This window comes from Roseburia sp. OM04-10BH (genome assembly GCF_003462605.1).
In the GTDB taxonomy this organism is placed as follows: Bacteria; Bacillota; Clostridia; order Lachnospirales; family Lachnospiraceae; genus Roseburia_C; species Roseburia_C amylophila.
Window position 1 is genome coordinate 206,127 of record NZ_QTZI01000004.1, and the last position, 14,696, is coordinate 220,822.

The following is a 14,696-nucleotide window of genomic DNA, read 5'->3' on the forward strand; positions in this document are numbered from 1 at the left end:
ATGGTGCTGGAAAAGATTGAGCATGAAAATGATATAAAAAGGATAAATAAAAACGAACTTCCGATTCTGGCAGAGGAAATCCGCTCTTTTTTGATTGACAAAATATCAAAAACCGGTGGGCACCTTGCCTCCAATCTTGGCGTGGTAGAGCTTACCATGGCACTGCATCTTGCTTTTGATTTACCAGAGGATAAAATTATCTGGGATGTAGGACATCAGTCTTATACCCATAAATTACTGACAGGAAGAAAAGCCGGTTTTGATGAACTGAGAAAATACGGCGGCATGAGCGGATTCCCCAAACGTCATGAAAGTGATTGCGACTGCTTTGATACGGGACACAGTTCGACTTCCATATCCGCAGGATTAGGCTATGCTATGGCAAGGGAGATTACCGGAGAAAAGTACAAAGTCATCTCTGTTATCGGAGATGGTGCATTGACTGGCGGAATGGCTTATGAGGCATTGAATAATGCATCCAAATTAAAGTCAAATCTGATTATTGTTTTAAATGACAATAAGATGTCTATATCGGAAAATGTCGGCGGTGTATCCAGATATTTAAGCGGACTTCGTACCGCAGAATCTTATCAGGGATTAAAGAATGGTATTACGAATTCCCTGAACAGCATTCCGAAATATGGAGAACGTATTGTTGAGAAAATCCGTAAGACCAAAAATGGAATCAAGCAGCTTGTGATTCCGGGCATGCTCTTTGAAAATATGGGAATCCTTTATTTAGGACCGGTAGATGGCCATAATATTCCTGCCATGGTGAAATTATTCAAAGAAGCCTCTAAGGTGGAAGGACCGGTTCTGGTACATGTGATTACGGAAAAAGGAAAAGGATACCTTCCGGCAGAACGCCATCCGGCACGTTTTCATGGAACGGAAGCCTTTGATGTTGAGACAGGACTGCCTCTTGTGAAACGGGTAAAAGCCAATTATACCGATATTTTTTCTACGGTTATGCGTAAATTGGGCGACCGGGATGAAAAAGTGGTTGCCATTACAGCGGCAATGGCAGATGGAACCGGACTAAAAAGATTCCGGAATATGTTCCCGGAACGTTTCTTTGATGTGGGAATTGCAGAAGAACATGCAGTGACTTTTGCTGCAGGATTGGCAGCAGCCGGTTTAAAACCGATTGTAGCGGTTTATTCTTCTTTCCTGCAAAGAGCATATGACCAGATTCTGCATGATGTCTGTATACAGGAATTGCATGTAGTATTTGCCATTGACCGTGCAGGACTTGTGGGCAGTGATGGAGAGACTCATCAGGGAATCTTTGATTTATCTTATCTTTCCTGTCTGCCGAATATGACAATTTTAGCACCTAAGAATAAGTGGGAATTATCAGATATGATAAAATATGCCGTGGATTTTTCCGGACCGATTGCAGTACGATATCCGAGAGGCGAAGCCTTTGATGAATTAAAGGAATATCGGGCACCGTTAGAATATGGTAAGGCAGAAGTTCTTTATGAAGAAAGTGAAATTTTACTTTTGGCAGTAGGAAGCATGGTAAAGACAGCACTTACCGTAAGGGAACAATTAAAAGAAAAAGGTTATTCCTGCTCTCTTGTCAATGCAAGATTTGTGAAGCCTTTTGATGAAGAACTGCTTCTTAAGCTGCAGAAGAATCATAAGCTTCTGGTTACGCTGGAAGAAAATGTGCAATCCGGAGGCTTTGGAGAGCATGTATTGGAATTTATGAATACAAATGGAGATGGTTCCATGGAGGTTTTAAATATTGCAATACCGGATGTATATGTAGAGCATGGAAATGTAGAACTTCTCCGCAAAGAAACAGGAATCGATGCAGATGGAATTATCGGTAAGATTATAGACAGAAAGGCACAATAAGAACGATGAAAGAAAGATTGGATGTTCTCTTGGTACAAAAAGGGCTGGCAGAATCCAGGGAAAAAGCAAAGGCTATGATTATGGAAGGAAATGTCTTTGTGGATGGACAGAGAGAGGATAAAGCAGGAACAAATTTTGATACAGAGGCAGAGATTGAAGTCCGGGGAAATACATTAAAATATGTCAGCCGTGGTGGACTGAAGTTAGAGAAAGCAATGAAGGAATTTGATATTTCTTTAGAGGGAATGGTCTGCATGGATATCGGCGCATCCACCGGCGGATTTACTGACTGTATGTTGCAAAATGGTGCAGTGAAGGTATATTCTGTAGATGTAGGATATGGACAGTTTGCCTGGAAATTAAGAAATGACCCAAGGGTTGTCTGCATGGAGAAAACCAATATCCGTTATGTAACGCCGGAAGATATTGCAGATGTCCTTGATTTTGCATCCGTTGATGTATCTTTTATTTCTCTTACCAAGGTGCTGGTACCGGCAAGGGAGCTGCTGCGGGACGGTGGAAGAATGGTCTGCCTGATTAAGCCGCAGTTTGAAGCCGGAAGGGAAAAAGTAGGAAAAAAAGGTGTTGTCCGTGACCCAAAGGTACATGAGGAAGTCATCCATAAGGTAATTGATTTTGCGTTGGAAAATGGATTTTCTGTTCATAATCTTTCCTATTCACCGATTAAGGGCCCGGAGGGAAATATTGAATATCTGGTATATATTGAGAAAAACAGCGAGAGCAAGAAGGAGGAGACCATTGATGTGGAGGCCATCGTAGAGGCGGCACATACATCATTGTCCTAGATATATGAAGCATTTTTTCATAATTGTAAACGCACAAAAAGACAGTGAACTTATTTTTACCAATCAGATTATAGATTACATCAGGCGTAAGGGTGGAACCTGTGATTATTTTGCCAGCTTTGAGGAAGAAAAAGCGGAATCAGTGGAAAAAGAAATTCCAACAGAAACCGAGGCAGTGCTTGTTATTGGTGGAGATGGAACATTAATTCGTGCGGCACGCAATCTGGTAAAGAAAAATATTCCGCTGCTGGGAATTAATTTAGGAAAGCTTGGATATCTGTGTGAGGTAGAAGAGAATACGATATTCCCGGCAATTGATGAATTGATGGCTGACCGTTATACCATAGAGCAGAGAATGCTTTTAGATGGCTATACCGTACAAAGTGGCGGAGAGAAGATTCAGAGGGTTGCGTTAAATGATGTGGTCATCCATCGTACGGGAGCACTTCAGATTGTGAATCTGAATGTTTATGTAAATGGAGAGTATCTCTATAATTTTAAGGCGGATGGAATCATTGTGGCAACACCAACCGGTTCCACCGGTTACAGTATGTCGGCAGGTGGCCCTATTGTGGACCCGAAAGCCAACCTTTTGCTGTTGACACCAATCAATGCACATACGTTGAATTCCAAGAGCATTGTAATCGGACCGGAAGATGAAATTACCATTGAAGTAGGCATGCGGAGAAGCCAGCGGGATGAGCAGGTGGAAGTGAGCTTCGATGGAGATTCCGGAGTGGAACTTAAGGTTGGTGACAAGATTGTAGTGCATAAGGCAGAAGAATCCGTAGGGATTATTCGTTTGAGTAAGATTAGTTTCCTTGAAATTTTGCGGAAAAAGATGCAGAATTATACATAACAGGAGGGACTGTAATGAAGATAGGACGACATGCAAAGATTCTGGAATTAATTCAGAAGAATGAGATAGGCACACAGGAAGAATTATCAGCAAAGTTGGAGCAGGAAGGATATCATGTGACACAGGCAACGGTTTCACGGGATATCAGAGAGTTAAAACTGACTAAGGTAGCATTGAGCAATGGCCGTCAGAAATATGTAGCTTTATCTGAAAATAAGGAAGACATGACAGAAAAGTATGTCCGTGTATTCCGGGATGGTTTTGTATCTATGGATATGGCACAGAATATTCTTGTGATTAAGACGGTATCCGGAATGGCAATGGCAGTTGCGGCAGCATTGGATGCCATGGATTGCCATGAAATAGTAGGAAGCATTGCTGGAGATGATACAATTATGTGCGCTGTCCGTACCGTAGAGGATACCACAGCGTTAATGGGACGTCTTCGCCGGATTATGGAAGATTAGAACGGAAGACGAGAGAGAGTAGAAGGAGAAAATATGTTAAGAAACCTGCATGTTAAGAACCTGGCACTCATTGATGAGGCGGAAGTCGATTTTGAAAAAGGGTTAAATATCCTGACCGGAGAGACAGGAGCCGGAAAATCAATTATCATTGGTTCCATTAATCTGGCTCTGGGAGAAAAAGTATCCAAAGAGATGTTAAGGGATAATGAGGAGAATGCCTTTGTGGAGCTGATTTTTGATGTAGAATCAGATGCTTTAAAGAAAGCACTTTCCGGGCTTGATGTTTATCCGGAGGATGATATGCTGATTTTAAGCAGAAAGATTTCTGGAGGAAGAAGCATCGCCAAAATCAATGGGGAAAGTGTTCCGGCATCAAAGATGAAAGCAGTTTCTGCGTTGCTGATTGATATTCATGGACAGCATGAACACCAGTCGCTGCTTAAGAAACAGAAGCATTTAGAAATCCTTGATGATTATGCAAGAAATGAACTGTCGGACATCAAAAGTGAGTTGAAAGAAACTTATAAAAAGTACCGTGAAGTTACGAAAGAGCTAGAAGAAGCTTCTCTGGATGAAGAGAGCCGGATGCGGGAATTATCTCTTTTAGAATATGAAATCCATGAAATTGAAGAAGCTGCATTAACAGCTGGCGAAGATGAAGTTTTAGAAACAAAATACCGGAAGCTTCTGAACGGAAAGAAAATTATGGAAGCAATTCATGCAGCCCATGGATTACTCAGCATGGAAGACGGCAGTGCATCGGAGCTGACCGGAAGAGCTCATAGAGAATTGTCATCTGTGGCAGATTATGATGATGCAATTCGTGGGATGGCAGATGAACTTTTGGAAATTGATAATCTTTTGAATGATTTGAACCGGGAAATTGCAGACTATATGGATGAGGCTGAATTTGATGATGAGACTTTTGCCGGGACAGAACAGCGTCTGGATGAAATCAATCATCTGAAGGCAAAATACGGTCATACGATAGATGAAATTTTAGCATCCTTAGAGGAAAAGCAGGAAAAGGCAGAAAAATTACAAAATTTTGATATGTATCATAAGAAACTGCTGCAACAGGAAAATGCATTAAAAGAAACATTGCAGAAGCAGTCAGAAAAAGCATCTGCAATCCGCAAAAAATATGCGAAGGAACTGGCAGAAAAAATCAGGGAGCAGTTAGTAGATTTGAACTTCCTAGATGTTCGTTTTGAAATGAAATTTGAACAGAAAGAGATTTTTGGAGCAGATGGCTTTGATGAAGTGGAATTTGTCATTGCAACCAACCCGGGAGAGCCATTAAAACCACTTGGCAGCGTAGCATCCGGTGGAGAATTATCAAGAATTATGCTGGCATTAAAAACAGTGCTTGCTAAAAATGATGAAATAGAAACCTTGATTTTTGACGAAATTGATACAGGAATCAGCGGAAGGACGGCGCAGATGGTATCTGAAAAAATGCATATGATTGCAGAACATCATCAGGTAATCTGCATCACACATCTGCCGCAGATTGCTGCAATGGCAGATGCCCATTTCTGTATTGAAAAATCCGTAGAAAATGAGACAACCATTTCTACCATACGAAGACTCACCGAGGATGAGCAGGTAACGGAATTAGCAAGAATGCTTGGTGGAGTGAGGATTACAGACACCGTATTGGAAAGTGCAAGAGAAATGCTTAACCTGGCACAAAATGCTAAAAAATAAACGATTGAATCAAACAATAATACACATAATAAAAACAGGATATTCAATGAATATCCTGTTTTTATTTTACGCGGGAAAGCTGTAAAGAGAGTTTCCTGTAGTTATTATGCCTGTAGTGAGGAAAATATAATGCGGATGAGATTAATAAGAAAAAGCATAAAAAGTATATGGCAGATTATAGTGATTGTCTGGCTGGTATTTGCTTACCAGCTTATGTTAAATATGGTTCCGGATGAAGTAAAACTTATCGATGGTGATTTAAGTAAACTGGACATTTCCATGCCGGTGACCTTCGAATGCCGGGATTCCGGAAAGAGATTTATCGATACATCTGTAATGGAAAATCAGCAGCTGCAAAGCAGCATGGACAAGGCCGGTGACGAAAGAAATGAAATAGATATGGTTTCAGATACGGTTGTTTTACGAGCGAAGCTCTTTGGAATTATTCCCATAAAGGATGTGCAGGCAGATATTGTAGCGGAGCAGGAGGTCTATGCCAGCGGGGAAAATATTGGTATTTATGTGCAGACGGATGGCATCTTTGTCATTGGAACGGGAAATTTTGAAGGGATGGATGGAGTACTGTATGCACCGGCACAGAATGTTTTAAAGAGTGGAGATTATATCTGTGCAGTAGATGGTGTAGAACTTGAAAATAAGGAGGCGTTAATGGATGCTGTGGATAAATGTGAAGGAAAATCTTTAGTGCTTCGGATACGTCGAAATGGAGAAACATTAGAATTATATATACAGCCGAAATTGTCAAAAGAAGAAACGTATAAATTAGGAGTCTGGGTAAGGGATGATCTGTCAGGAATCGGAACACTTACCTATATCAGTCAGGATGGAAGCTATGGGGCACTGGGACATGCGGTAACAGACATGGATACCGGAAGTATGCTGGAAGTGGGGACAGGAAAACTTTATAACAGCAGACTGGTGGGAATCGTAAAAGGAGAATCCGGTAAACCGGGTGAATTATCAGGAGTCATTAATTATGAAGAAAAATATTGTATGGGAGATATTGAGGAGAACTGCGAACGAGGAATCTATGGAACATTACATGAAAAAAATAATTTGCTGGAACATGCCGTAGCTTATCCGGTTGGTTATAAGCAGGATATTGAACCTGGAGAAGCAGAAATTATCAGTGATATCGACGGAACGATAGCGCATTATAAGATAAGAATTACGGAAGTTAATTATCGGAAGAATAAGGAGAACAAAAGTATTTTATTTGAAGTAGAGGATGCGGCACTGTTAGAGAGCACCGGAGGTATTGTACAGGGAATGAGCGGCAGCCCGATGATCCAGAACGGAAGGCTGATAGGTGCAGTTACCCATGTGTTCGTCGATGATGCAAAGAAGGGGTATGGTATTTTTATTGAGGATATGTTAGAGATGGGGAAAACGTCGAATCCATAAGAAAAAACAGTTTATAATTTAACGACATGTTTCGACATAATTTATATCAGGATATAATTATGATACAAAATGTATAAGGGGAAGAAGGCAGCCGTTGTCTTCCGGGCAATATTGATGTCGAAATAAGATGAACGCTTTAGCTTGAAACGACAGAAAAGTTGTGTTTAAATACAAGTAGTTTCATCTTTGTACAAAAGAGTGGAAACGGCAGGAGGTTTGACATGGAAAAATTAAATGTAGCAATTGCAGATGATAACGAGAGAATGGTACAGCTTTTAGATGAAATCGTAGCCAGCGATAAGGATTTGCAGGTGGTTGGTACGGCAAAGAACGGGGTCGAAGCATATGAGATTATCAAACATAAACAGCCGGATGTTGTTTTATTGGATATAGTTATGCCAAAACTTGACGGACTTGCACTGTTAGAAAAAGTAAAAAAAGATAAATCCATAAGAAAATGTCCTAGTTTTATTATTATCAGTGCGGTAGGACAGGACCGGATTACAGAAGATGCATTTAATCTGGGGGCGGATTATTACATTATGAAGCCCTTCGATAATGATATGATTATCAATCGGATAAAAAGTACAAGAGTGCTCCGGGGAATGAATGCTGCGGAATCAAAAAAAGTCGGAGCATATGAGAAAAAGCCTTCGGCAAAACCGGAGGATCTGGAAAGTAAGGTGACAAATATTATACATGAAATAGGAGTTCCGGCACATATCAAAGGATATCAGTATTTGCGTGAAGCAATTATTATGTCGGTAAATGATATTGAAATGCTTAATTCCATTACAAAAATACTTTATCCGACAATCGCAAAAAAATATCAGACAACAGCCAGCCGCGTAGAACGTGCTATCCGCCACGCAATAGAGGTGGCATGGAGCCGTGGCAAAATGGACACGATTGATGAGCTGTTTGGGTATACGATAAACAATGGAAAAGGTAAACCGACGAATTCAGAATTTATAGCACTGATTGCAGACAGAATCCGCCTGGAATATAAAGCGTATTAAAAGGGTGGTTTCTACAAAAACGGCAGCAAAATATGGTGTCTGAATCAGACATTTTAGGTATTTTCTGCTCCCCCATAACGTGGTATAATAGACGCATAAGAAAAACAAGCGGCTGCAGAGCAGACATTTGTTTTTCTTGCGGCGTTAACGAGCAAATATTCTGCGAAGCAGAATGAAGAGCACGTTAGTGCGTATTTGCGAGTGTGAGCGTAAATAGGGCGAATGCCCGTACATCGAGAAAACCAAGGGTTTTCGAGATGCACTGCGAAAGAAAGCGTTGCGTATTTGTAAAAAGGGTATCAGATTTGGGGGTAACAGAAATGAAGCGGGTATTATTTGTTACATCAGAGGCAGTTCCATTTATCAAAACAGGCGGCCTTGCAGACGTAGCAGGTTCACTGCCAAAATATTTTTCAAAAAATGAATATGAAGTCAGCGTCATGCTGCCAAAGTATATGTGTATCCGTGAGGATATGCGTAAGAAAATGCATCATATATTGCATTTTTATGTAGATCTGGGCTGGCGAAAACAATATGTAGGAATACTGGAGGCAAAGGAAGATGGAATCCAGTATTATTTTATTGATAATGAATTCTATTTTGCGGGAGACAGACCATATAATAATATTTACGAAGATGTAGAAAAATTTGCATTTTTCTCAAAGGCAGTATTAGAAGCATTGCCGCATATGAATTACCAGCCGGATATTATTCATTGCCATGACTGGCAGACGGGACTGGTTCCGGTATATCTGGAGAATATCTATAAGAAAAATGTATTTTACCAGAATATGAAAACGGTATTTACGATACACAATCTACAGTTCCAGGGGCGCTGGAATCTAAAAGCAGTAAAAGATATTACCGGATTGCCGGATGCTCTTTTTACACCGGATAAATTAGAATCCTATGGAGAGGGCAATTATCTGAAGGGTGGTATTGTATATGCAGATGCTGTAACAACGGTAAGTCCTACATATGCTTATGAGATAACAACTCCGGATGGTGGCGAAGGCTTGGATGGTCTCATTCGCAGTAACAGCTATAAATTAAGCGGTATTATTAATGGAATCGATTATAATGAATATAATCCGAAAGCGGATCCAAAGATTGCTTATTTATATGATGCCAATGATTTAGAAGAGGGCAAGCGGAAAAATAAGCAGGCACTTTTAAAGGATATGAATCTTCCGTATTCGGATGATGTGATGTTAGTTGGAATTGTTTCAAGAATGACAGAGCAGAAGGGATTTGCACTGGTAGATTATATGATGGATGAACTGCTTTCTTCCGGTAAATTTGAGATTGTTGCCTTAGGAACCGGAGAGGAACGTTATGAGAATATGTTCCGTTATTATGAGAGCAGGTATCCGGACAGACTGAAGGCAAATATTATGTATTCCGAAGAAGCAGCACATAGAATTTATGCAGCATCAGATGCTTTTTTGATGCCATCTTTATTTGAACCCTGTGGTCTGAGCCAGTTGATGTGCCTTCGTTATGGAACAGTACCTGTGGTTCGCGAGACCGGTGGCTTAAAGGATACCGTAGAGCCATATAATGAGTATCAGCATACCGGAACCGGTTTTACTTTTTCCAATTATAATGCTCATGAAATGCGTGACAGTCTTCTTTATGCATATCAGGTATTCCATGAGAACCGGACCGGGTGGCTGGATATCGCAAGACGTGGCATGGAGCAGAATTTCTCCTGGTCCAGTTCTGCAAAGGAATATGAAAAATTATATGCTAGATTGTAGTCCTTTCTTCTGGCATAGAAGTAAGAAGCTTTTCAGAGCGGGAATAGAAATAAGCGTGATCGGATAAGATTTCTTCTTCCTCAACCTGAGTGGAATTTACTTCATGAATCATAGCATTTAAATCCTGTATACAGGTTCCGGGCAGAACAGGAAGAATCAGAAATTCATGAATGCTGCTTGGAATCAGATAAAAATCACATGTGAGCTTATCTGCAATGGAATCTAAAAGATTTGGATAGAGAATGCAGGAAGCACCATAGAGTCTGGCTTTATTGGTTAATACATAAAGTGGTGTTTCGGATTCTTCTTCCATGCTATCGGCAGGAAAGGGCATTGGCATAAGCTTATTGAGTAATGGCATTAATGGTTCAAAATCAGCAGGAAGCTGTGCCGGCGTATTCTCTAAGGCATAAGAATATAACGCATCTGCGGAGACGTTCCAGTAGGAAAGATGAGTGGAACGAATCAGAATGGTTGCGTTTCCCTGACTTGAGCTAGATAAAAGACAATAGAAAACAACTGCAAAATCAAGATAACGAAAATGAGGGATTTCTTTGAGGAGTTCCTCATTTTTCTGATAGTGAATTAGTTTAAAGAGGATGCGGTGCCGTACATTTTCAAAATTGGTAAAGAATGCTACATCGACAGAGCTGCTGGGACGGTAAGCCCGGTAAATTTCCCGGATATGTAAAATAATGTTCTGTATACTTTTCCCAGCCTGATATTCTTTGTAATAATCATTGAGATAAATAGTGGGAGAAATGTTGCAGCCCTTTTGCAGAATAGTGAGTCCATCCAAAGTAACACCATTATTTTTTTGGATTTTATGCAGTTGAATCGTAACATCTGTATCAAACAGAGAATGAATTTGTAACTGGATTTCAGTAAGAAATTGTTGATATGTCATAAAGACCTCCTGGTTAGAAATGGTAAAAATGAATAAATAGAAAAGAAAGTCCATGGATTATTCCAATGGACTTTCAATATATCATCTTGTGTCTTGAATAACAAGAAACGTAATATGAAATTTTTCTAAAAAATTTCTAATCTTTTAGAGACCAGAATATTTTAGTAAGATTTTAATTTCTTCCAGAGATAATCATAAGTTTCTGTAGCCGGGACATCAAGACTGTTAAAAATTTCACAGTTTTCCAAAGTTTCCTGATCAGAAAAAATAGTAGTACTTTCCTGAACCTCTTCATCCAGTTCGTCATAAACAGCGGTGTTTGGTGTAGCATACCAGACATAGTCAAAGTTTTCCATACCGATATCTTCACGACAGAGATAATTTAAAAACTGTTCTGCAGCATCCTTATGCTGGCAGGTTTTGGGAATGAACCAGGAGTCCATCCACATATTGGAACCTTCTTTCGGAACCACATAATCAAGATCATCATTATAATCCTGTGCATAGGCAGCCTCTCCGGAATAAATAAGAGCCATGGCAGCATTTCCGGCAATCATTTCATCGGCAGAAGAATCTACCAGATAGGAGTAGACTAAATCTTTCTGGTCACAAAGCATGGAAAGTGCTTCGTTTAATTCATCTTCATCCGTAGTATTGATGGAATAGTCCAAAAGCCGGAGTGCAGGAACGAAGGTATCGCGGACGGAATTTTCCATGATAATCTGTCCCTTATATTTCGGATTCCAGAGAACATTCCAGCTGTCCATATCAGCTTCATCTACCATGGTTTTATTGTAGAGAATACCCAGTGTGCCGAAGAAATAAGGTAGTGTGTATTTCGTTTCCGGGTCAAAGGCCTTGGAAAATTCCACATAGGTCGGGTCAATGTTTTCGTAAAGTGGAATATTATCATAATCCATTTCTAAGACTTCACCTTCATTGATAAGCTTCTGGATCATATAGTCGGAGGTACAGATTAAATCGTATTTGATGGAACCCGCTTTGTATTTGGTATACATTTCCTCCGGACTTTCATATTCTTCGTATTTGATGGTAATACCGGTTTCTTTTTCAAATTGCTGGATAACATCCGGCTCTATATATTTTCCATAATTTAAAATAACAAGTGCATTTTCATCCTCTTTCTGTCCACAGCCGGAAAGAGTAAGGAGACCAGCAATAAGCATAAATGAAAATAAGAATTTCTTCATTTCCTAAGACCTTCCTTTCGCATCCTTGACACTGCGGTAATTCATAATCAGAAGAAGTACCAGTGCAAGGAAGAATAAAATAGTAGATAGCGCATACATCTCAGGAATAATACCTTTACGCAGCTGGGTATAAATCATGGTGGACAATGTATTGACACCGGCACCCTTGGTAAAATAGGTGATGGAGAAATCGTCTAGGGACATTGTCACGGCCATCAGAAAACCGGAGAATACACCAGGCTTGATATCCGGCCATACAATTTTGAAAAATGCATAAAGTGGTGTTGCACCTAAGTCTCTGGCGGCCTCATAGGTATGGGATGAGGTGTTGGAAAGCTTAGGCAGTACATTTAAAATGACATATGGAATGTCAAAGGTAATATGTGCAATCAATACGGTTGATGTTCCAAGCTCTGTAAAGCGGACAAAAAGCAGCATCAGGGAGATGCCGGTAACAATATCGGCATTCAGAAGTGGAATGTTAGTTGCACCAAGCATAATCTGACGGTTCCTTTTCCGCATGGCACTGATTCCGATTGCTGCCATGGTTCCGATTATTGTAGCAATCACGGAAGATGCAACGGTAATCAGAATCGTGGTATAAAAGGCATTCATAATAGTCGGGTCAGAAACAAGATTGCGGTACCATTCTGTCGTAAATCCGCCCCATTTTACACGGGAGAGGGAGTTGTTGAAGGAAAGTACAATCAGAACTCCAATTGGAAGATACAGAAACAGGAAAATAATTGCAAGATAAATTCTTGATAAACTTTTCTTTACCATACTGCATGCCCTCCTGATTCACCGGCACGATTCATAAATGCCATACTGATTAAAACAAAAATCATAAGTACAATGGAAAGTCCGGAACCTAAATTCCAGTAGGAACCCTGCATGAAGGACTGCTCAATAACATTTCCAATGAGAAGTACTTTACCTCCACCTAAAAGGTCTGAAATAACAAAGGAGGTAAGTGCCGGCACGAATACCATAATAATTCCGCTGACAATTCCAGGCAAAGTAAGCGGCAGAATGATACGGAAGAAGGTGATAAAACTGTTGGCACCTAAATCCCTTGCCGCATCTATGGTTTCTTTGCGGATACGTACTATGGAATTGTAAATCGGCATAATCATAAATGGAAGAAAATCATAAATCATGCCAAATACAACGGCTCCCTGGGTATTTAACATATGAAGCTTCGGAATGCCGAAAATGGAAAGAAATCCATTGATAATTCCATTATTGGAAAGTAACATCTGCCATGCTAAAATACGCAGCATAAAATTCATCCACATTGGCAGGACGAAGATAAATACCACAAAGCTCTGATGCTTGATATGAAGACTATTTAATATCATGGCAAGCGGGTAGGAGAGCAGGAGACAGACAATTGTACATAAGATACCAAGCTTTAAGGAAAGCAGGAGTGCTTTTATATGTACCGGGTCTGCAATTGCAGCAATATTTGCCCAGGTAAAACCACCGTCACTGTTGGTGAATGCGTAATATAATATCATCAGAATCGGAAGTACAGTAAATCCAATAATCCAGACCAGATAAGGTCCGGCTAAAAGTCTTTTTCTGGCATTATGCATCGAGTTCCACCGCCTTTTCGTCACTGGATTCCGGTTTATGCATAATCTGGATATTGAAAGGAATTACCTTCATTCCAACATGGCTTCCGGTTTCGAAATATTTGGTGGTATGAACAAGCCATTCATATCCGCCAGCCATAATTTCGATTTCGTAGTGGACACCCTTGAAGATAACAGAAGTAATATCACCATCCATAAAACCGGTGCCGGCTTCTACAATCTCAATATCTTCCGGGCGGATGACTACGTCTACCGGTTTATTATTACCAAAACCGGTGTCGACACATTCGTGCTTGATGCCTAAGAAGCTGACTAATTTATCCTCAATCATGATACCGTCAATGATATTGCTGTCTCCGATAAAGTCGGCAACGAATGCATTTTCCGGCTCATTATAAATATCTTCCGGAGTACCAATTTGCTGGATATAGCCCTGATTCATGACAGCAATGGTGTCTGACATGGTAAGGGCTTCTTCCTGGTCGTGGGTAACATAGATAAAAGTAATGCCAAGTTCATTTTTCAGACGAATCAGTTCGTACTGCATGTCCTGACGCATTTTTAAATCCAGTGCACCCAAAGGCTCGTCTAAAAGGAGCACCTTTGGTTCATTTACAATGGCACGGGCAATGGCAATACGTTGCTGCTGGCCACCGCTTAAGGAATCAATGCTGCGGTTTTCATAACCGTCTAAGTTTACAAGCTTTAAGGCATATTTGATTTTATCCTGAATATAAGCCTTGCTTTTCTTGCTGATTTTTAACCCAAAAGCAATATTTTCTGCAATGCTCATATGGGTAAAAAGTGCGTATTTCTGGAATACGGTATTTAATTTACGCTCATTTGGCGGAAGAGAAGTAATATCTTTTCCATCAAAAATAATACGTCCGGTGTCCGGTGTCTCAAAACCACCGATAAGACGCAGGGTAGTAGTCTTTCCACAGCCGGAAGGTCCCAGCAGTGTTAAGAATTCGTTTTCCTTTACATAAAGATTTAAGTCATCCAAAATCATATTTCCGTCATAAGTTTTGGTAATATTTTCTAATTGTATTAATTTCTTGCCCATCA

The 14,696-nt window shown here is 40.2% G+C and carries 13 protein-coding genes; 8 read left to right on the forward strand and 5 right to left on the reverse strand.

The genetic code is table 11. The annotated features are described in order from the left end of the window. The 8 genes from dxs (at position 1) to glgA (ending at position 9,912) form a co-directional block, all read left to right on the forward strand. The gene (dxs, locus tag DXB43_RS06220) at positions 1–1,866 is read left to right on the forward strand and encodes a 1-deoxy-D-xylulose-5-phosphate synthase (RefSeq protein WP_117841130.1); all 1,866 of its coding nucleotides are present in this window, start codon (positions 1–3) and stop codon (positions 1,864–1,866) included. Between the two features lie 5 nt (positions 1,867–1,871). Beyond that, positions 1,872–2,672, forward strand: coding sequence for a TlyA family RNA methyltransferase (locus DXB43_RS06225; RefSeq protein ID WP_117947084.1), 801 nt, complete (start codon positions 1,872–1,874; stop codon positions 2,670–2,672). A gap of 4 nt (positions 2,673–2,676) precedes the next feature. Then, on the forward strand, positions 2,677–3,531 hold the full coding sequence (locus DXB43_RS06230) for an NAD(+)/NADH kinase (RefSeq protein ID WP_117698578.1): 855 nt from the start codon (positions 2,677–2,679) through the stop codon (positions 3,529–3,531). A 14-nt stretch (positions 3,532–3,545) separates the two neighbouring features. Then, the gene (gene argR / locus DXB43_RS06235) at positions 3,546–3,998 is read left to right on the forward strand and encodes an arginine repressor (RefSeq protein ID WP_022243225.1); all 453 of its coding nucleotides are present in this window, start codon (positions 3,546–3,548) and stop codon (positions 3,996–3,998) included. 33 nt (positions 3,999–4,031) lie between these two features. Continuing rightward, positions 4,032–5,708 (forward strand): DNA repair protein RecN, encoded by a 1,677-nt coding sequence (gene recN / locus DXB43_RS06240; protein WP_117947085.1) that lies wholly within the window; start codon positions 4,032–4,034, stop codon positions 5,706–5,708. A gap of 135 nt (positions 5,709–5,843) precedes the next feature. Further along, positions 5,844–7,133, forward strand: a complete 1,290-nt coding sequence (spoIVB, locus tag DXB43_RS06245) for a SpoIVB peptidase (RefSeq protein ID WP_158567198.1) — start codon at positions 5,844–5,846, stop codon at positions 7,131–7,133. A 221-nt stretch (positions 7,134–7,354) separates the two neighbouring features. Then, a complete protein-coding gene (spo0A, locus tag DXB43_RS06250) occupies positions 7,355–8,152 on the forward strand; it encodes a sporulation transcription factor Spo0A (RefSeq protein WP_117698575.1) in 798 nt (265 codons plus the stop codon). A 320-nt stretch (positions 8,153–8,472) separates the two neighbouring features. Further along, positions 8,473–9,912, forward strand: coding sequence for a glycogen synthase GlgA (gene glgA / locus DXB43_RS06255; RefSeq protein WP_117841123.1), 1,440 nt, complete (start codon positions 8,473–8,475; stop codon positions 9,910–9,912). On the opposite strand, the gene DXB43_RS06260 is transcribed toward glgA, so the two are convergent. From DXB43_RS06260 to potA, 5 genes are all read right to left on the reverse strand, one after another. Beyond that, complete coding sequence (locus DXB43_RS06260) at positions 9,902–10,819, reverse strand: DUF5688 family protein (RefSeq protein WP_117947087.1); 918 nt, start codon at positions 10,817–10,819, stop codon at positions 9,902–9,904. The two genes, glgA and DXB43_RS06260, sit on opposite strands and share 11 nt — an antisense overlap. A gap of 161 nt (positions 10,820–10,980) precedes the next feature. Continuing rightward, a complete protein-coding gene (locus DXB43_RS06265) occupies positions 10,981–12,030 on the reverse strand; it encodes an ABC transporter substrate-binding protein (RefSeq protein WP_022243219.1) in 1,050 nt (349 codons plus the stop codon). A gap of 3 nt (positions 12,031–12,033) precedes the next feature. Then, entirely contained in the window at positions 12,034–12,813 is a 780-nt protein-coding gene (locus tag DXB43_RS06270; protein ID WP_117698573.1) for an ABC transporter permease, read from the reverse strand. After that, a complete protein-coding gene (locus DXB43_RS06275) occupies positions 12,807–13,628 on the reverse strand; it encodes an ABC transporter permease (protein WP_117841121.1) in 822 nt (273 codons plus the stop codon). Before DXB43_RS06275 ends, DXB43_RS06270 begins: the two co-directional genes overlap by 7 nt. Continuing rightward, positions 13,621–14,694 (reverse strand): spermidine/putrescine ABC transporter ATP-binding protein, encoded by a 1,074-nt coding sequence (gene potA, locus DXB43_RS06280; RefSeq protein WP_117698571.1) that lies wholly within the window; start codon positions 14,692–14,694, stop codon positions 13,621–13,623. Before potA ends, DXB43_RS06275 begins: the two co-directional genes overlap by 8 nt. Between the last annotated feature and the right edge of the window lie 2 nt (positions 14,695–14,696).